Here is a 20537-nt window from a genome sequence, read left to right on the forward strand (position 1 = left end):
AATTATCTTCAGCATCTTTTTTTATACGGATTTTATTGAAAACATATTTTTATTTTGAAAGGATGGTTTGTAATATGGTAAAAGTTGACTTAAATAGTGATTTAGGGGAAAGTTTTGGCATTTATAAAATTGGCAATGATAGCGAAGTTTTAAAGTATGTAAGCTCTGCAAATATCGCTTGTGGTCTACATGCTGGAGACCCATTTGTAATGCATAAGACAGTTAGACTTGCACTTGAAAATAATACTGCAATCGGCGCACATCCTGGCTTTATGGATTTAAATGGCTTTGGTCGTCGTAAAATGGATTTAACAGCGCAGGAAGTATATGATTTGATTGTGTATCAAATAGGTGCTCTTTCGGCATTTGTAAAAGCTGAAGGTGGAAAAATGCAACATGTTAAACCGCATGGTGCGCTTTATAATACAGCTGCAAAAGATGAAAAATTGTCAACTGCTATTGCACAAGCGGTTTATGATGTAAACCCAGAATTAATTTTATATGGACTTGCTGGAAGTTGGCTCATAAAAGCAGGTGAAAAAGTAGGACTTAAAACGGCTAGTGAAGTTTTTGCTGATAGAACGTATCAAGAAGATGGCTCGCTTACACCGCGCAGTCAAGCAAATGCAATGATTACTGATGATGAAAAAGCTATCATGCAAGTTTTAGGTATGGTTAAAACGGGTGAAGTTACTACTGTTTCAGGTAAGAAGATAAAAGTAAAAGCTGATACAGTATGTATTCATGGTGATAGCCAAAAGGCTTTGGCTTTTGCACAAAAAATAAACGATGCTTTAAAACGAGAAAATATTGAAATGAAAGCATTTATTTAAGAAAGGATGTGTCTATATGGGTAATAAAGGTGGTTTTAATTGGAGTGTTTTACTAGGTGCTGCTTTTTTGATGGCAACATCATCTATTGGCCCTGGATTTTTAACACAGACAACAGTATTCACACAGACATTATTAGCTAGTTTTGGTTTTGTTATTTTAATCTCTATTATTTTAGATATTGGTGCACAGCTCAATGTATGGCGTGTAATTGGTATTTCTGGCAAACGCGGTCAAGATGTAGCTAATATGGTAATGCCAGGGCTAGGATATTTTGTAGCTCTTTTAATCGTAATGGGCGGTCTTGGATTTAATATTGGCAATATCGCAGGCGCTGGCATGGGCTTTAATGTAATGTTTGGCATTGATACGGTAACAGGTGCTGTCATAAGTGCAATTATTGCTATATCCATATTTTTATTTAAAGAAGCAGGACGCTTGATGGACAGATTTACGCAAATTGCTGGTTTCGTAATGATAATATTGACCTTATATGTAGCAATTTCTTCTGCTCCACCAGTTGGCGAAGCTATTACAAAGACTTTTATGCCAGATATCATTGACCCTATGGCTATTGTCACACTTGTAGGCGGTACAGTTGGCGGTTATATCACTTTTTCTGGTGGCCATCGCTTAATAGATGCAGGAATTGTTGGTCAAAAAGCATTGCCACAGATTACACGAAGCTCTGTAACAGGTGTATGTGTAACTGGTATCATGCGCGTTGTTTTATTCTTAGCAGCATTAGGCGTCATCTCACAAGGTCTGCAACTTGATTCAGCTAATCCACCAGCATCTGTATTCAATCTTGCAGTAGGTAATGTTGGTTATAAAATCTTTGGCGTTGTAATGTGGGCAGCAGCTATTTCTTCTGTAATCGGTGCAGCATATACTTCTGTATCATTTATTCGCAGTTTCAGCCCTAAAATAGAAAATAATTATCGTTGGTTTGTAATTGCTTTCATCGTATTTTCTACTGTAGTTTTTGCAATTGTAGGTCAGCCAGTAAAGACTTTAATTGTAGTAGGTACTTTAAACGGTTTGATTTTGCCTATCACTTTATTAGTTATGATTATTGCAGCACATAAAAAATCTATCGTAGGAGATTATAAACATCCATTATGGATGAGTATTTTTGGTGTTATCGTCGTTTTAATGACAGCTTATATGGGCATTTTAACCGTTATAAATCAATTGCCTAAATTATTCATGTGATATGGAGGCGATTTGATTTGAATAATGATTTTGAAATAAAACCATTAGGCGAGGCTGGTATTATTGTAAAATTTGGTAATGAAATCAGCCCCGATATTCATTATAAAATAAAAGCTTTGTCGGATTATTTGGAGCAACATCCATTTATAGGCATGGTAGAATACGTTATATCATATACGAGTTTGGCAATATATTACAATCCATTTATCGTGAAAAAATCTTTTATCATGTATAAAGGTCAATCGGCTTTTCAAATTGTAGCGACATATATAAAAGATTGTGTGCAGAAAATGCAAAAAGTAGATGAAAACAACGCTAAAGTGGTTGAAATTCCAATATGTTATGGCGGAGAATACGGGCCTGATATAGAATTTGTGGCAAAGCATAATAATTTATCTGTAGAAGAAGTTATAAAACTTCATACAGCACCGCAATACTTAGTGTATATGATTGGTTTTTGTCCTGGTTTTCCGTATTTAGGCGGTATGGATAAGCGTATTGCCACACCGCGCCGCGAAGTTCCACGCGTAAAAATACCAGCTCGTAGCATTGGCATTGCAGGTGAACAGACGGGTGGTTATCCAATAAGTACCCCTGGTGGTTGGCAGATAATTGGACGTACACCGATTGAAATGTTCAATCCGAAAGATGAACAAAATCCTTCGCTGCTACATTCAGGTGATTTAGTAAAATTTTATGCGATATCTGAACAAGAGTATTTAGCACTAAAGGGGGAACAGGCAGATGAGTCTTAAAATTATCCGTCCAGGATTGTTGACTACATTGCAAGATACTGGCAGATATGGCTATCAAAAAGTAGGTGTAATAACTTCTGGTGCTATGGATGTATATTCTCTGCGCTTGGCTAATATTTTAGTGGGCAATGATGAAAATGAGGCAGCACTTGAGATAACACTTACAGGGCCGACGATAGAATTTACTTCAGATACTTTGATTGCAATTACTGGAGGAGATTTTTCACCGATAATTGATGGGCAAAAAGTGCCAACACTTAGACCTGTTGCAGTAAAAGCGGGTGCTATTTTAAAATTCAGTTCGTGCAAAGTCGGTTGTCGAGCATATCTTGCTGTAGCTGGTGGTTATGATGTGCCAAAAGTTATGGGCAGTAAAAGCACTTATTTAAGAGCTAATATAGGTGGTTTTAATGGTCGTGTTTTGAAAAAAGGCGATTTACTAAATACGAATGAACCGAGTGAATACGGACAACAGATGATGATAAATTTATTATCGCGCGGTGCTCATTCATTTGCTCATGCTAAATGGTGCATAAGCAAAGTTCATACTTCTGAGAAAAATTTGCGCAAACCGATTAGAGTGATGGCCGGATTGCAATACGATAGTTTTTTAGAAAAAGCCAAATATGATTTTTTTGCAACGGATTATTTGATTACAACGCAATCAGACCGAATGGGTTATCGCTTAGAAGGTGCTAAACTGGAAACAAATGGTCATTTAGAAATGATTTCTGAAGTAGCTTGCTCAGGGACAATTCAAGTGCCACCGAATGGTTTGCCGATTATTTTAATGGCAGACCATCAGACCACGGCTGGTTATCCAGTTATTGGACAGATTGCGCTTGTAGATGTAGCGCGTATCGCTCAATTAAAACCGGGCGATAGAATTAATTTTAAATTGATTAGCAATGAAGAAGGCGAGCGATTATTTATTGCTATGGAAAAATGTATTGAAAATATAAAAATTGCTGTAGCTGGCAAACTCTAACAGGGGGTTTTTGATTTGTTATCTTTAGAGGAAATAAAAGAATTAGTAAAAGTATTAGAAGACTCTTCTTTAAATAAATTAGAACTTAAATATGAAGACGGTAAAGTTTTATTAGAAAAAACAGTTACTGCAATAAATGAACCAGTGGTAAATACGACAGTTGCACCTATGGCAATGCCTGCAAAAACGGGCGAACAGATTGTGGAAATTACAGCACCTATGGTAGGAACTTTCTATGGTGCGCCAGACCCTAAAGCTGAACCTTTTGTCAAAGTCGGTTCTAAAGTAACACCGAATACAGTGGTTTGTATTTTGGAAGCGATGAAATTGTTTTCAGAAATTGAAGCGGAAGTTGAAGGCGAAATCACAGAAATTCTCGTTAAAGATGGTGAATTTGTTGAATTTGGACAGCCTTTATTTAAAGTAAAAACTGTATGACGGTATTAGAGAAAGGTTTTGCTTATGTTTAAGAAAGTTTTAATTGCTAATCGCGGTGAAATTGCAGTACGCATCATTCGTGCTTGCCATGAACTGGGAATTAGTGCAGTAGCTGTATATTCGGAAGCAGACAAGGACTCTTTACATGTGCGCCTTGCTGATGAAGCGTATTGTATCGGTCCTTCACAGGCTAAAAAAAGTTATTTAGATATATCGAGAATTATAGAAACGGCTAAAGCTGCCAAGGCAGATGCCATTCATCCAGGCTATGGTTTTTTAGCAGAAAATGCGGATTTTGCTGATGCCTGTGAAAATTATAATATCACGTATATTGGAGCAAGTGGTGAAGCTATTCGCCAAATGGGCGATAAAGCTGTAGCTAGAAAAACCATGCAAAAAGTAGGCGTGCCTGTCGTACCAGGAACAGAAGATTTAATTCATGATGAAAAAGAAGCGCAGGAAACAGCAGAAAAAATTGGCTATCCTGTGCTCATAAAAGCGACTGCTGGCGGTGGCGGTAAAGGCATGCGCGTGGTAGAAGATAGCACAGAGCTTGTAAAAGCTTTGCGACAAGCTGCTCAAGAAGCAGAACGTTCTTTTGGTAACGCAGGCGTTTATCTGGAAAAATATTTGACACATTCTCGCCATGTAGAAATTCAGATAATGGCTGATAATTATGGAAATGTAGTTTATCTCGGTGAACGCGATTGTTCAACGCAACGCCGTCATCAAAAAGTCATTGAAGAAGCGCCTTCTCCTATCATAACGCCAGAAATTAGAAATAAAATGGGTAAAGCAGCTGTCAATGCTGCTAGAGCTGTTAATTATAGCGGTGCTGGTACGGTGGAATTTATTGTAGATGAACATAAGAATTTTTATTTTATGGAAATGAATACGCGCATTCAGGTTGAACATCCTGTAACGGAAATGGTAACAGGTACAGACTTGATTAAAACTCAGATTATCGTGGCAGCAGGAGAAAAATTGCCATGGACACAAGATGATATTCATATAAATGGTTGGGCGATTGAATGTCGTGTAAATGCAGAAGACCCATTGCATAATTTCATGCCATGTCCTGGAAAAATAACGCGCTATAATCCTCCATTTGGCAAGGGCATCCGCGTTGATAGTGCCATGTATAAAGGATATTTAATAACGCCATTTTATGATTCAATGATTGCTAAATTAATTGTTTGGGCACCGACAAGGCAAGAAGCTATTGAAAAGATGGAAAGGGCTTTAGCTTCCTTCCGTATTGAAGGGGTGAACACTACAATTAATTTACAACGTAAAATTTTAATGACAGAAGCTTTTAAAGAAGCCAAAATTGATACAAATTATTTGGAAGAACACTTAGAAGAAATTTTAAATAAATATTGATGTTTTATAAAAAGATGGTGAGATTATGAATTTAGCAACAGCAACACCTAGTGAAGTTAGACAGTTGATACGCAAGGGTGAAATTGATGCACAGACAAGTGGTATGTGCAATGGATATGCCCAAGCTAATATGGCTGTATTGCCAAAAGATTTGGCGTTTGATTTCTTATTATTTACACAGCGCAATAAAAAGCCTTGTCCTGTGCTCGATGTAACAGAAGTAGGTTCACCAGTGCCAAAACTTGTAGCGCCAACGGCTGACTTGCGCCACGATATACCACGCTATCGCATATATCGCCATGGTGAACTCACTGATGAAGTGACTGATGTAGAAAAATATTGGCGTGATGATTTAGTTGCTTTTTTATTAGGCTGTAGTTTTTCTTTTGAAGGGCCGATGTTAGAAGCTGGTTTAGAAGTTCGCCATATTACAGACCAGCATAATGTGCCTATGTATAAGACAAATATTGAATGTATACCAGCAGGTGTATTTCATGGGCCGATGGTTGTTTCCATGCGCCCGATGAAACCAGCTGATGCAATTCGTGCAGTACAGATTACGACGCGCATGCCATTTGTACACGGTGCGCCAATTCATATTGGTGACCCTGAAGCAATCGGCATAAAAGATATAGATAAACCTAATTTTGGTGAACGCTCAGAAATAAAACCGGGTGAAATTCCAGTATTTTGGGCATGCGGTGTAACGCCACAAGCGGTGGCAATGGCAGTGAAACCAGAATTTATGATAACGCATGCACCTGGTTATATGTTCATAACAGATGTATTAAATGCCGAACTTTCAATAATGTAAAATAAAAAAAGCGTATCTAATTTATTTAGATACGCTTTTTCTATTAATTAAATTCAATAGAGTTTAATTGAGAAACAGTAATTGAAGTAGGTATATTTGTTTTAAATGGTATTGCAGATAATTTTTCTTTAGCGTAATAACAGCTAGTTGCTACAGCTTCGCCATCTTGGTAATATATTTCCATGACGCTAGTATCAATGTAAATATCTAAATGAAGTTTTTCTTTAACTGAAACAGTAAAATATCTTTTTCCCTTTCCACCTAAAGATAAATCATCGCGATTTACACAAAATTCTTGTGTATTTTTATCAAAAGATAATTTTAAAATATCGCCACCAATTTCAAAATCCCCCTGCCAATAATTTTTATCGGTCATATCAATATCAAGAGTGATTTTACAAGGAGTATTTAAAATTAAATCTTGGCAATTTAAATATGTTTCATTATTTTTATTGAGTGCATTTAATTCCTGTACAGGAGTTTGATAAATTATATTATTTTTTATATGCAATTCACGTGGTATGGTTAAAGAATAAATCCACCCTTCATTAGTTGTAGGGTATTCACTTTCTTTTTCAGGCATGCCAATCCAACCAATTAAAATATTGCGGTTTTTATTGACAAGAACTTGGGGTGCATAAAAATCAAAACCGTGGTCAAGTTCTTGAAATTCACCATGAGTAAATTCAAGTGTATCTGGATTGAATTTGCCGATTAAATAGCCTGCTTGATAAATATTGTTATATTTATGTCCTTGGGCTTTAATTCCCTGCGGGCAAAAGATTAAGATATCATGACCGTCGATATTTATAAAATTAGGGCATTCCCACATATAGCCAAAGTCTTTATAATCTGTTTTCAATTCGCCACGCAACTGCCAAGCATTATTTACTTCTTCATAGATTAGGGCACAGCCAGTTAAATTTTCGCGTTGAGCACCGATTATAAAAAATGAGCGATTGCTGTGTTTAAAAAGATAAGGATCTCTAAAATGTGTAGTATATCCACTTGGCACATCATCTACGAGAATTTCTTTTTTAGAAAAACTGCCATCATCATTTTTTATAGCTAAAACTTGACGAGGATAACGAATGTTATTTGCATCTTTTAGATTAGCAGTATAAACAAGTTCTAATCGATTGTTATTTACGCGCGCAGAACCGGAATAACAACCATTTTTATCAAAATCATCTATAGGTGCTAAAGCTAATTGAGGAATGGAATAGTTGATAAAATCAGTTGTGGTTGTATAGCCCCAATGTTTATTGATATGTTGGCAGCCTGTAGGATTCCATTGATAAAAAATTTGATATTTGCCATTATATACGCAAAGACCGTTTGGGTCATTTACGAGGCCAAAGGGCATTTCTAAATGGAATTTATTGTGCCAGAGGCTAGGTTTTTCCATGTATATATGCCAATTGTCCTTCAATGTTTTATTGTCCATAGAGAAACTCCTTTCTATAAATTTTTAGATTTTCCGTGTGCTTTCTTGAGTTAAAAGAACCATATTATTATCGAATTCAGATTGTACAGCGTTTCCATGTAACATGGATAATAATTTTTCAGCCGTTTTAGCACCGAGATATTTATAATCAAAAGATATCGTTGTCAATGATGGATAAGAGACTTTGCTATAAGGATATCCGCCAAAACCTGTCAGTGAAATATCTTGAGGGACTTTGATATTTTTTTCGTGTAAATAGCGCAAAAGACCTAAAGCGATATTATCAGTAGCACAAATTACAGCAGTAGGTTTATAAAAAAGAACTTCATTTCCTTTTTTATATGCAGTATCAAAGTTGAAATCCGTTTCAATGAAATGAATTTTTCCATCTGGAATTATAGATAGAAAAGTATCTGCAAATCCTTTATAACGGTCAACACCTACAGCTATATCCAAAGGTGATACGCCGAGATATGCGACATTTTTGTGATTTAGGCTAGCAATATATTCGCCCATAATATGACCAGCTTTTATATCGTTTACTTTTAAATACGTTGTATCAGGATGGCTTTGACCAGTGAATAAAATGGGAATGGGAGCATTTTTGACAATGGATAGATGTTCTTTTGTTATAGCTATAGATTGCACGATAATCCCATCTACACCTTGCTGAATTAATTGGCGAATATTAGCTATTTCTTTATCAATCTGTAAATCACTTACTAATATGAGAACTTGATAATCTTCTTTTTGTAAAATTGAATTGAAGCCAGCGAGCAATTTACTGGCAGAAAATGAGTCAAGACGAGGCATTACAATGCCGATTAATTTACTGTTTTTTGTCTTTAAACGTCTAGCAAAAAAATTTGATTTATAACCTGTTTGCGTTATAACTTTATCAATAAGAGCAGCTTTTTCTTTACTCACATATCCATTATTTAAATAGCGGGATACTGTGCTTTTTGCCACCCCTGCCATAGTAGCTATTTCTTGTATGGTAATTTTTTTATTCATGATAAAGTCATTCCTTTGCTTTTATTATTCTTCTGGTTTAAAGCATACCACAGTTAAGATAAAAGCAACAACTAGACCGATGAAATTAACGAGAAGATATGCAGGCAATCTATCCATGTATAACAATGTACCAGGGATAACAGTGATGCCCATACCAGTTCCAGCAAGTTTTAATAAACTAGCTGTAGCACCAGCGCAAGCACCGCCTACTAAACCACAGATAAATGGCTTCATAAAACGCAGATTGATACCGAAGATTACAGGTTCAGTTATACCTAAAAATGCAGGAATGATGGAAGATATATACATAGTACGTTTTTTCTTATTTTTAGTGCGAAAAGCAACAGCGAGAGCAGCACCTCCTTGGGCAACGATAGCGCCAGTGATGATAGCATTGAACATATCTTTTCCTGTAGAGGATAATAATTCGATTTCTAAAGCGTTGAATACATGGTGGATACCACTTACGACGATTACTTGATGTAGACCGCCGACAACAAAGCCACCGATACCGAATGGCATTTCAAGGAAGGTTTTTACAGCATCAAATATAAATAATTCAATTGTGTGCATGATTGGTCCAATGATTAAAAGTCCTAAAATCATGCAGATGAATAAAGTCAAAAATGGTGTGACGATTAAATCAATTACATCAGGTATGATTTTCTTCAAATACGCTTGTAATTTGGAAGCAACAATACCCAAAATCAAAGCAGGTAAAACAGAACCTTGATAGCCAACTACAGGAATGTTTATGCCTAAGATATTAAAATACAAAGGGTCAACTGTTCCAGCGGCGATAGCATAAGCATTTGGCAATTGTGGTGCTACGAGCATCAAACCGAGGACAATGCCTATTACTGGTGTTCCGCCAAATTTTTTCATGGCTGACCATGTAACAAGTGCTGGCAAAAATGCGAATGCCGTATCGGTTAAAATCTGAGATATCATTAAGAAATTATCGCTGAATTCAAAACCAAGGCTCATTAAAGTACCGCGAATACCCATGAAAAGACCGGTGGCAACTAATACAGGAATGATAGGAACGAAGATATCGCCTAATGTACGGGAAATTTTTTGGGACATGGACATTTGAGCATACGCTTCAGCTTTATTGTTACTATTAAAATTTCCTGTTTGCTTTATCACAACATCATAAACTTTATTGACAAAACCAGTGCCTAAAATTATCTGATATTGAGCTGCTGCGAAAAATTGTCCTTTTACGCCGTCGATATTTTCAATGGCTTTTTCATTGATTTTTGTTTTGTCGTTTAAGATTAAGCGCAAACGTGTAGCACAGTGTTCTACAGAGCGAATATTATCTTTACCGCCGATATTGTCTAAAATTTCAGCTGCAACGCATTCTTCTTTAGATAAATTAGCGTATTTATCATTTGCTTCTTCATTATTTGCAGTATCTGGCGCGGAAGTTTCATCAGATTTTTCTTCTGCTATTTTAGTTTGTTTATCTGCTTGTGCGATTAAGCTTTGTGCATCATTTTCGATTATGATTTCATTGTAATCGTAAGCATTTGTGATTAAAAAAGGTGTAGTTACATCGTAGCCTGCTTTTTTTATTGCTTCGATATCAAATGTTAAGAGCAAATCACCTTTTTTTACAGTATCTCCTTGATTTACAAGATTGTTAAAAGGAGCACCGTTTAAATTTACTGTATCAATGCCAATATGGATTAAAATAGCTTCTCCATTTACTCCAGTTAAGCCAATTGCATGTTTTGTTTCAAATAAAACTTCTACTTTAGCATCAAATGGAGCAAATACCTTTCCTTCGCTTGGAATAATACCGACGCCCGCGCCCATAGCTCCACTAGCAAAGGCAGGGTCTTTGACTTCATTTAAGGGAATTAATTTGCCTTGTATAGGGCTAGTTAATTTTAAATTTTGCATACGAACTACTCCTTTTATGTAATATATGGAACTGTTTCCATATATATGGTATCAATTCCATATACATAAGTCAAGTATATATATACATTTTTTGGTTAGATGTTGCATATATAATGGAAATAGTTTATTATATAAGAAAATATTATTAATGAATTATTTAGCAAATTTTTTTATTTTTTTTTATTTTTTGTTTTTATTTTGACTAGAGGAAAAAAATATGAGAATTCGAGGCATAGTTTATGGAATTTCGAGGTACGTATGACTTTTTTAATAATACAACAACATTGAGTAGAGCGCTCACTTTATATTATGGTGGTTGGGAAATTTGTAAATCGTTACATAGTTTTGGGCCAGCTATAAGACAGCATTATTTATTGCATTATGTGACAAAAGGAAAGGGCAAATTATGGATTAATGATGCTCAAAATACTTGTTATGAAATTGGGGAAAATACGATATTTTTGATAAGACCAGGCGTTATTACTACATATACAGCGGATAAAGACGAGCCTTGGGAATATTGCTGGATTTGTATAGACGGCTATGATGTGCCAGATATTTTACGAGATTGTGGTTTTTCCGAGAACAATTTATTATTTTTTGATAAAAGTGATGGAAAAGTTAGAAATGCTTTACTCAAATTTGTGTTTTCTTGCAGACGTAACAAACATAATAAATATACAATGTTGAGTTTACTGTACAATTTTTTTGCTCATATGAAAAAAGAATTAAAAAAAGAAAATGTAAAATCTATCTACGTAGAAAAAGCTATAGATTATATTTTTGAAAATTATAATAAGAATATCACTATAGCCGATATATCAAATTATCTAAATATAGATAGAACGTATTTATATCGCTTGTTTAAAAAGGAATGTGGTATTTCACCGCAAAAGTATTTGCTAAATTTTCGTTTAAGAGTGGCTGTAAATAAATTAGAATGTACTCAGCTTTCAATTATGGAGATTGCTGAACTTTGTGGTTTTAATGATGTGTCATCTTTTTGTCATCAGTTTAAGAAGGCTTATAATGATACACCACTTAATTATCGCAAATATCCTCGACCAGATTTGAGTATATAAAAAAACCGGACAGATGTCCGGCTTTTTTTATTAAAAGAAAAGCCCTTAGTATTATACTAAGGGGTGAGTAAAGAATGTATATAAGTCCTAGCAAAAAAATTATATTAGATTTTTAAAAGTTTGTCAATACAAAATATAAACAAAATCGATTTAAATATAGATTTTATATATTCAAGGATTAGATTTTAATCTATGTTATTTAAAATAGCTTCAGTCATAGTTTTTGTATCAGCTTTTTTGAAGCCTTCTTTATATAAATCTAATGTGCGATATCCTTGAGCTAAAGCTTTATCTACAGCTTGTTCAATATCATCAGCAGCTTTATCTTCATTGAGAGAATAACGAAGTAACATAGCAGCAGATAAAATTGTAGCAACTGGATTTGCAATGCCTTTGCCTGCAATATCTGGTGCAGAACCATGAATTGGTTCATAAAGGCTAGTAGAAAAACCGATGCTTGCAGATGGTAACATGCCGATAGAACCACTTAAAACAGCTGCTTCATCGCTTAAAATATCGCCAAAGAGATTGCCTGTAACAATTACATCAAATTGAGATGGATTGATAGCAAGCTGCATAGCACAGTTATCTACATAAAGATTATCAAGTGCAACTTCTGGATAATTTTCAGCAACTTTAGCTGTAGTTCTTCTCCAAAGTCTGGAAGTTGCAAGAACGTTGGATTTATCAACGGAAGTTACTTTGTTTCTGCGTTTTTTAGCAGCTTCCATAGCGAATTTTACAATGCGTTCAACTTCTGGTACGGAATAGTTTTCTAAGTCCCAAGCGCGTTCAGCACCGTTGTGAATTTCACTTTCACATTTATCACCAAAGTAAATTCCACCGATTAATTCGCGCACGATTAAAATATCTGTGCCTTTGACGATATCTTCTTTAAGTGGAGAATATTCAACGAGTGCATCAGCCACTTTAACAGGGCGAAGGTTAGCATAAAGACCAAGGCCTTTTCTAAGTCCTAAAACAGCTTTTTCTGGACGAAGTGCTGGGTCTACATTGTCCCATTTTGGCCCGCCAACTGCGCCGAATAATACAGCATCAGCTGCTTTAGCTGCGTTTAAAGTTTCATCAGGAAGTGGAGTACCGCATAAATCATAAGCTGTACCACCTGCTGGATGTGTTTCGAATTCTAAATCTAAATTGTATTTTTCAGATACTTTTTTTAAAACGGCTACAGCGCTGTCAGTGATTTCACTGCCAATGCCATCGCCAGGAATTACAACGATTTTTCTGCTCATGAACATTAACCTTTCTGTTTAATATAGTTTATAAGTCCGCCAGCTTTAGCGATTTCTTGAACAAATCCAGGAAGTGGAACGGCATGGAATGTATCACCAGTGGTTAAATTTTCAATAGTACCAGTAGAAATATCAACGCGTAATTTATCATTAGCATGGATTTTTTCTACATCATCGCCGATTTCTAAAAGTGGAAGACCTGTGTTAATGCTGTTTCTGTAGAAAATACGTGCAAAGCTTGCAGCGATTACAACAGTGATGCCACTAGCTTTGATTGCAACTGGAGCATGTTCACGAGAAGAGCCACAACCGAAGTTTTTGCCGCCGACCATGATATCGCCTGCTTGTACATTAGTGGCAAATGTTTCATCAATGTCCACCATGCAATGAGAAGCGAGTTCTTTTGGGTCAAATGAATTTAAATAACGAGCTGGAATAATTACATCTGTATCAATATTGTCGCCATAGCGCCAAACTTTTCCTTCTAATTTTTCTGCCATTTTATTTAACCTCCTCAGGAGTTGCTATTTTGCCTAAAATTGCACTAGCTGCCGCAACGAATGGGCCTGCTAAATAAACTTCACTGTCAACGTGTCCCATACGACCGCGGAAGTTACGGTTTGTAGTGGAAACGCAACGTTCGCCAGCAGTCATGATACCCATATGAGCACCGAGGCAAGGACCGCAAGTAGGTGTGCTTACAGCGGCGCCAGCTTCGATAAATGTATCGATATAACCAGCATGAATAGCATCTAAGTACACTTGTTGACTACCAGGAATAATGATGCAACGAACATGTGGATGAACTTTATGTCCTTTGAGAATAGAAGCTGCGATTGCGAGGTCTTCCAATCTGCCATTTGTACAAGAGCCGATTACAACTTGGTCGATAGTGATAGGTTCTTTAATGGATTCAACAGTATGTGTATTTTCTGGAAGATGAGGGAACGCTACAACAGGTTTTAATTCAGAAAGATTGATTTCTACTGTTTGGCAATATTTAGCATCTGGGTCAGCAGATACGACTTCATATGGTTTAGTTACGCGGTCTTTGATATATTCAAGAGTTTTTTCATCAACTGGGAATATGCCGTTTTTAGCACCAGCTTCAATAGCCATATTAGCGATAGTTAAACGGTCAGTCATAGAAAGTTCACTGATGCCATCGCCTGCAAATTCAAGAGATTTATATAAAGCGCCATCTACGCCAATCATGCCGATTAATGTGAGCATTACATCTTTACCGCAGATATTAGCTGGTTTTTTGCCTGTGATATTTACTTTAATACTTTCAGGAACTTTAAACCAAGCTTGACCAGTAGCGAGAGCAACACCGAGGTCTGTAGAACCTACGCCAGTGGAGAAACCGCCGAGAGCGCCATATGTACATGTATGGGAGTCAGCGCCAATTGTGAGCATACCAGGAGCTACGATACCTTTTTCTGGTAAGATAACGTGTTCAATGCCGACACGACCTACTTCAAAGTAGTTTACAATATTGTTTTTATGAGCAAAATCACGCACGATTTTAGAAAGACCAGCTGATTTAATATCTTTGTTAGGTGTAAAGTGGTCTGGTACGAGAGCAATTTTTGTATTATCGAATACAGGTTTACCGATTTTTTCAAATTCTTTAATTGCAGGTGGAGCCGTTACATCATTAGCAAGAACCATATCGAGGTCACAAGTAATGAGCTGTCCCGGTGTTACCTGAGAAACTCCAGCATGTTTTGCCAGAATTTTTTCTGTCATTGTCATTCCCATGGAATATCCCTCCAAATTTTATTTTAAGTTAACAAATTAACAATATCATTAAAAGATATAATATTACAAATAAAAAAAATTTGTCAAGAGTAATGTTTTTTATTGGCTTTTTGTAAAAATTTATTACAAATAGTATTTTATAGATGTATTTTTAGTGGGCGATGATTTTAAGAAAAATATTTTAGTTTAGTAGTATAGAAGTTTTATTAAAAAATAAATATTGGTTTATACTAATACTTATGATAAAATTTTTCTATAGAAAAAAGAAACCAATATAAAGGAGATGGTGTAATGAAAAAATATTTGAGTTCTATGGTTATTATGATGTGTATTTTGTTGTCAGTAACGGTGGTTAGTGCTGAACAGGCTGAATGGAAAGCAGAAGATTATGATATAGATAAAATACAGAAAATATATATTGAATACGATATAGATAAAAATGATGGTGTATCATTTTCAGATTTAGAGAATTTAAAAATTCTACAATCTTTAAATGAGAATAGAAAATATATGAAAAAATATAAACTTGTGAATAATAAAGATATGGCAGATGCAGTATTGTCCATAAAGATGTTAAGTTGGGGAACGAATAAACATTGGGCAAATGAACAAAAAGTTACACAAAATCAAACGATTAGTCATAAAGATAAAGATGGAAAAATGTCATCTGTGACAATTCCTGTAATAGTGACTAATCCAGGGTATTATTATTATACGCAGTATTTTTCAGCTAAATTTGTATTAAAAGATAAAGAAGATAATACTATCTTTGAAAGAGTAGATAATAGAGAAGATGAAAAAAAGGCATATGATATGTTTAATCGAGCAGTGAAAGATTTTTATAAAGATGTCAATTCTTTAAAATAAAATGTAAATTTGTATACTAAACTCTTGCAAAAAATTATCCTATATGGTAAGGTATTAATCAGCGACTTAAAATATAAAATACCGTGAAAAGGATTAGTAAAAATTTTTGAACTTGTAGAGAGCTGTTGATTGGTGCAAAACAGTAGGAATGAAATTTTGAACTCACCTTGGAGTAGCTGACTGAAAGCTATGGTTGATAGTTAGTAGGAAAAGCCGGAACCTGACCGTTATAAAGGATAATGAGTGCATGCAGTATTTTAATGCTGCATGAATAAGAGTGGTAACGCGTAAGTAATAGCTTTCGTCTCTGGTGGAGATGGAAGCTTTTTTTATTATATAAATTTAGTAAATGGAGGAATCTTTCAATGATGAATGTGAATAAATACACTAAAGGTTATTTTATGCCACCTGTTGTGGATATGAATTGGGCAAAAAAAGAATATCCAGATAAAGCACCAATTTGGTGCAGTGTAGACCTTCGTGATGGCAATCAGGCACTTATCATTCCGATGAGTCTTGATGAAAAAATAGAGTTTTATAAACATTTGGTTGCTATAGGATTTAAAGAAATTGAAGTTGGTTTTCCAGCAGCTTCTGAAACTGAATATGAATTTTTGCGTACTCTTGTAGAAAAAGATTTAATCCCTGATGATGTAACAGTTCAGGTATTAACTCAGGCTCGTGAACACATCATTAAAAGAACATTTGAAGCTTTAGATGGTGTAAAAAATGCAATTGTACACGTATATAACTCTACTTCTGTAGCTCAGCGTCAACAAGTATTTAAAAAATCAAAAGAAGATATTAAAAAAATCGCTATTGATGGTGCAATTATGTTGAAAGAGCTTACAGAACAAGCTGGAGCTAAATATCGTTTTGAATATTCACCAGAAAGCTTTACTGGTACAGAACCAGAATATGCACTTGATGTATGCAATGGTGTACTTGATATTTGGAAACCACAAGCTGATAGAAAAGCAATCATCAATTTGCCAGCAACAGTACAGATGTCTATGCCACATGTATATGCTTCTCAAGTAGCATATATTTCTCAAAATCTTAAATATCGTGATAACGTTATATTATCACTTCATCCACATAATGATAGAGGCACAGGTGTTGCTGATTCTGAAATGGGTATTTTAGCTGGTGCTGACCGTATTGAAGGTACATTATTTGGTAATGGTGAACGCACAGGTAATGCTGATATCGTAACAATTGCTATGAATATGTTTGCACTTGGCGTTGACCCTAAACTTGATTTTTCTCATATGACAGACCTCATTGAAATGTATGAACGCGTAACACGTATGCACGTTTATGAACGTCAGCCATATTCTGGAAAACTCGTATTTGCAGCATTTTCTGGTTCACATCAAGATGCTATCGCTAAAGGCATGAAATGGCGCGAAGAACATAAAGAACCACATTGGACTGTACCATATCTCTTAATTGACCCAGAAGATGTTGGTCGTCATTATGATGCTGATGTTATTCGTATTAACAGCCAATCTGGTAAAGGTGGCGTAGCTTATGTAATGGAACAAAGCTATGGTTTGGATATTCCTAAAAAAATGCGTGAAGATTTTAGCTATCGTGTAAAAGATGTGTCTGACCATAAACATAAAGAACTTATGCCAGATGAAATTTATAAAATTTTCCATGATGTATATGTAAATGTAGAAGAACCATATAAATTAATTGATTTCTCTTTGTCAAAACAACAAGATGGTTCAATTAAAGGTCAAATTCATATTAGTGTTCATGGCGAAGAAAAAACTATTGAAGGCGAAGGAAATGGCCGTTTAGATGCTGTAAGCAATGCTTTACAAAAAGAATTTGGCATTAAATATACTAATTTGACATATAGTGAACATGCTATGGATATCGGTGCAACATCACGTGCGATGAGTTATATCGGTATTACTGCTGAAAATGGAGAAATCTCTTGGGGCGCAGGCATGGATACAGATATTATCACGTCTTCTGTAAAAGCTTTAATCAGTGCTATCAACCGTATGGAACATTAATATATTATTAGAGAAAATATCAATTTATGAAATTTAAATTTAGTGCAATATAATATAGAAGGTTTTTACAAATTTATTATATTGCACTAAATGTTTTTTTGTTTAATGGGGTTTATATTATTTTAGCTAGAGTAATATCTAAAAAAATGATATATAATAGAAGGAAACCTATTTAATAATTCAAGATAAGGTGGTTTAATAATGAGAAGTGATTTAGTAAAAAAAGGCCCAACTCGCTCTGCTCATCGTACATTATTCAGTGCTATGGGTTACAGTGCAGATGATTTGAAAAAACCTTTAGTAGGTATAGTTAATGCATTTAATGAAATAATTCCAGGTCATATTCATTTGCGTACAATCGCTGATGCAGCAAAACTCGGTGTAGCTGCTGCTGGTGGTACACCAATAGAATTTCCTGCAATCGGTGTTTGCGATGGTATCGCCATGGGTCATCCTGGCATGAAATTCTCTTTAGCTAGTCGTGAACTTATCGCTGACTCCATTGAAGCTATGGCAACTGCACATGCTTTTGATGGTCTTGTACTCATTCCAAACTGCGATAAAATCGTTCCTGGTATGCTCATGGCAGCCGCTCGTCTTAACATTCCATGTATCGTAGTAAGCGGTGGCCCTATGCTCGCTGGTAATTATAAAGGTAAAGTAGTTGACCTTAGTACTACATTTGAAGCTGCTGGTAAATATGTAGCTGGTAAAATGACAGAATGTGAATTACATGACTTAGAAGCTCATGCTTGCCCAGGTTGCGGTTCTTGTTCTGGTTTATTCACAGCAAACTCCATGAATTCCCTCACTGAAGTTTTAGGTATGGGTCTTCCTGGCAATGGTACAATTCCAGCTGCTTATATCGGTGCACGTGTAGCACTTGCTAAAAAAGCTGGTAATGTAATCATGGATTTAATCGCTAAAGATATAAAACCACGTGATATCTTAACAAAAGAAGCATTTGAAAATGCTATTACTGTAGATATGGGTATCGGTGGTTCTTCCAATACAGTTCTTCATTTAACTGCTATTGCACATGAAGCAGGCATTTCTCTTCCTGCACAATTATTTGATGAAATCAGTGCTAAAACTCCATACATCACTAAATTGAGCCCAGCAGGCACTCATCATATGCAAGATTTAAATGAAGCAGGCGGTATCAGTGCAGTAATGCATGAACTTAGCAAAAAAGGTCTCATTCATTTAGATGCAAAAACAGTAACTGGTACGATTGGTGATAGAATTAAAGATGCAGAAATTCTTCGTCCAGATGTAATCAGAACTGTAGATAATCCATATCGTAAAACTGGCGGTATTGCTATCTTAAAAGGTAATCTTTGCCCAGATAATGCTGTTGTTAAAGAAAGTGCTGTACAAGAAGATATGCTCGCATACAAAGGAACAGCAAAATGCTTTAACTCTGAAGAAGAAGCTATCGAAGCTATCACTGGTGGTAAAATTAAAGATGGCGATGTAGTTGTAATTCGCTATGAAGGACCAAAAGGTGGCCCTGGTATGCGTGAAATGCTCAATCCTACAGCTGTTATCGCTGGTATGGGCTTAAAAGTAGCACTCATCACAGATGGTCGTTTCTCTGGTGCAACTCGCGGTGCATGCATTGGACACGTTTCTCCAGAAGCTATGGCAGGTGGCCCAATCGCTTATGTTCAAGATGGTGATATCATCGATATCGACATTCCAGCACGTAAACTCAATGTACTTGTAAGTGATGAAGAAATGGCAAAACGCAAAGCTGCTTGGGTAAAACCAGAACCAAAAGTAAAAACAGGCTATTTATCTCGCTATGCTAAACTTACAACATCTGCAAACACAGGTGCAGTTTTGGAGTAATCAATATTGAATAGACAGAAGCGTATTGCGCTAATTAATGATATAACGGGTTTTGGTCGTTGCTCAATCACAGTGCAGTTGCCGTTGATATCAGCCATGAAAATACAAGCTTGTCCTCTTCCTACGGCAATATTATCAGCTCATACAGGTTTTCCTGTTTATTATATGGATGATTATACACGCCATATGGAAGAATATATGACGAATTGGGAACGACTCAATTTAGAATTTGATGGCATTGTAAGTGGATTTTTAAGTTCTAAGAAACAGATTGGTCTTGTACTAGAATTTGCTAAACGATTTAAACGAGAAAATACACTGTTTATTGTAGACCCTGTAATGGGTGATGGCGGTAGATTGTACTCTTCGTATGACGAAGCTTTATGTTTGGAAATGCGCAAATTGCTTTCTGTAGCTGATGTGATAACGCCTAATTTGACAGAGGTTTGTCAGCTTTTAGATTTGTCTTATCCAGATAAAATGCCTAGTCAAGAAGAACTTGATAAAATGGCAAAAGCTTTAAATGCTCAAGGGCCAAAACAGATAATCATAACTGGTTTAGTAGATGGAGATACTGTCTACAATTATATATACGAACAAGGAAAAAATTCGTATTTGCAAAAAAATAAACGTGTACCGGAAGAACATTCTGGTACAGGTGATGCTTTTGTAGCTATAGTAGCTGCTGCACTTGTCAAAGGTGAAAGCTTAATCAGTGCAGTACAAAAAGCAGCAGATTTTGTTGGTAAAGCAATGCTATATACAAATTCAATGCAAGTTCCTTGGAATTATGGTTTATGTTTTGAAGAGTATCTAACAGAATTAAAATAAAAATAAAAGCTATTGTACTAATAGTCTTAGTGCAATAGCTTTTTTGCTGAAAAAGGC

18 protein-coding genes and 1 other annotated feature are annotated in these 20537 nt (G+C 35.6%); of the genes, 12 read left to right on the plus strand and 6 right to left on the minus strand.

The features are described from left to right. Positions 1-74 precede the first annotated feature (74 nt). From CKV65_RS10490 to CKV65_RS10520, 7 genes are read left to right on the plus strand one after another with little or no spacing between them, the layout of a single operon-like run. Positions 75-833, plus strand: a complete 759-nt coding sequence (locus CKV65_RS10490) for a LamB/YcsF family protein (RefSeq protein ID WP_027889455.1) — start codon at positions 75-77, stop codon at positions 831-833. Between the two features lie 16 nt (positions 834-849). Then, positions 850-2046, plus strand: coding sequence for an NRAMP family divalent metal transporter (locus tag CKV65_RS10495; RefSeq protein WP_027889456.1), 1197 nt, complete (start codon positions 850-852; stop codon positions 2044-2046). 17 nt (positions 2047-2063) lie between these two features. Then, entirely contained in the window at positions 2064-2801 is a 738-nt protein-coding gene (gene pxpB, locus CKV65_RS10500; RefSeq protein WP_027889457.1) for a 5-oxoprolinase subunit PxpB, read from the plus strand. Continuing rightward, complete coding sequence (locus CKV65_RS10505; RefSeq protein ID WP_027889458.1) at positions 2791-3789, plus strand: 5-oxoprolinase subunit C family protein; 999 nt, start codon at positions 2791-2793, stop codon at positions 3787-3789. The genes pxpB and CKV65_RS10505 overlap by 11 nt, the downstream gene beginning before the upstream one ends. 15 nt (positions 3790-3804) lie before the next feature. Next, positions 3805-4227, plus strand: a complete 423-nt coding sequence (gene accB / locus CKV65_RS10965) for an acetyl-CoA carboxylase biotin carboxyl carrier protein (RefSeq protein ID WP_027889459.1) — start codon at positions 3805-3807, stop codon at positions 4225-4227. 24 nt (positions 4228-4251) lie between these two features. Continuing rightward, a complete protein-coding gene (gene accC / locus CKV65_RS10515) occupies positions 4252-5610 on the plus strand; it encodes an acetyl-CoA carboxylase biotin carboxylase subunit (protein ID WP_027889460.1) in 1359 nt (452 codons plus the stop codon). 25 nt (positions 5611-5635) lie between these two features. Next, entirely contained in the window at positions 5636-6424 is a 789-nt protein-coding gene (locus CKV65_RS10520) for a putative hydro-lyase (RefSeq protein WP_081654835.1), read from the plus strand. Positions 6425-6467: 43 nt separating this feature from the next. On the opposite strand, the gene CKV65_RS10525 is transcribed toward CKV65_RS10520, so the two are convergent. Genes CKV65_RS10525 through CKV65_RS10535 form a run of 3 tightly spaced genes read right to left on the minus strand, consistent with a single transcriptional unit; the run spans position 6468 to position 10796 of the window. Next, positions 6468-7871: a glycoside hydrolase family 32 protein gene (locus tag CKV65_RS10525; RefSeq protein ID WP_027889462.1), complete on the minus strand. Its 1404-nt coding sequence runs from the start codon at positions 7869-7871 to the stop codon at positions 6468-6470. Positions 7872-7895: 24 nt separating this feature from the next. Beyond that, on the minus strand, positions 7896-8885 hold the full coding sequence (locus tag CKV65_RS10530) for a LacI family DNA-binding transcriptional regulator (RefSeq protein WP_027889463.1): 990 nt from the start codon (positions 8883-8885) through the stop codon (positions 7896-7898). 24 nt (positions 8886-8909) lie between these two features. Further along, complete coding sequence (locus tag CKV65_RS10535) at positions 8910-10796, minus strand: sucrose-specific PTS transporter subunit IIBC (protein WP_027889464.1); 1887 nt, start codon at positions 10794-10796, stop codon at positions 8910-8912. Positions 10797-11035: 239 nt separating this feature from the next. Between CKV65_RS10535 and CKV65_RS10540 the strand changes: the two genes are divergently transcribed. Beyond that, on the plus strand, positions 11036-11878 hold the full coding sequence (locus CKV65_RS10540; RefSeq protein WP_027889465.1) for an AraC family transcriptional regulator: 843 nt from the start codon (positions 11036-11038) through the stop codon (positions 11876-11878). A gap of 185 nt (positions 11879-12063) precedes the next feature. Here the strand turns inward: CKV65_RS10540 and leuB are convergent, their stop codons facing one another. From leuB to leuC, 3 genes are read right to left on the minus strand one after another with little or no spacing between them, the layout of a single operon-like run. Next, on the minus strand, positions 12064-13134 hold the full coding sequence (gene leuB, locus CKV65_RS10545) for a 3-isopropylmalate dehydrogenase (protein WP_027889466.1): 1071 nt from the start codon (positions 13132-13134) through the stop codon (positions 12064-12066). Between the two features lie 5 nt (positions 13135-13139). Next, positions 13140-13634: a 3-isopropylmalate dehydratase small subunit gene (locus CKV65_RS10550; RefSeq protein WP_027889467.1), complete on the minus strand. Its 495-nt coding sequence runs from the start codon at positions 13632-13634 to the stop codon at positions 13140-13142. A 1-nt stretch (position 13635) separates the two neighbouring features. After that, on the minus strand, positions 13636-14898 hold the full coding sequence (gene leuC / locus CKV65_RS10555) for a 3-isopropylmalate dehydratase large subunit (RefSeq protein WP_027889468.1): 1263 nt from the start codon (positions 14896-14898) through the stop codon (positions 13636-13638). Positions 14899-15189: 291 nt separating this feature from the next. On the opposite strand from leuC, the gene CKV65_RS10560 reads away from it, so the two are divergent. The 4 genes from CKV65_RS10560 to CKV65_RS10575 all read left to right on the plus strand — a co-directional run bounded on the left by CKV65_RS10560 (position 15190) and on the right by CKV65_RS10575 (position 20480). Then, a complete protein-coding gene (locus CKV65_RS10560) occupies positions 15190-15765 on the plus strand; it encodes a hypothetical protein (RefSeq protein ID WP_027889469.1) in 576 nt (191 codons plus the stop codon). Between the two features lie 74 nt (positions 15766-15839). Beyond that, positions 15840-16077, plus strand: a binding site (T-box leader). Between the two features lie 53 nt (positions 16078-16130). Continuing rightward, positions 16131-17795 carry a 2-isopropylmalate synthase gene (locus CKV65_RS10565; protein ID WP_027889470.1) on the plus strand — a complete coding sequence of 555 codons (1665 nt, stop codon included), beginning with the start codon at positions 16131-16133 and terminating at the stop codon, positions 17793-17795. Positions 17796-17996: 201 nt separating this feature from the next. After that, complete coding sequence (gene ilvD / locus CKV65_RS10570) at positions 17997-19649, plus strand: dihydroxy-acid dehydratase (protein ID WP_027889471.1); 1653 nt, start codon at positions 17997-17999, stop codon at positions 19647-19649. Positions 19650-19655: 6 nt separating this feature from the next. Beyond that, on the plus strand, positions 19656-20480 hold the full coding sequence (locus CKV65_RS10575; protein ID WP_027889472.1) for a pyridoxamine kinase: 825 nt from the start codon (positions 19656-19658) through the stop codon (positions 20478-20480). The last annotated feature ends 57 nt before the right edge of the window (positions 20481-20537 follow it).

It is taken from the genome of Megamonas hypermegale (assembly GCF_900187035.1).
GTDB lineage: Bacteria > Bacillota > Negativicutes > Selenomonadales > Selenomonadaceae > Megamonas > Megamonas hypermegale.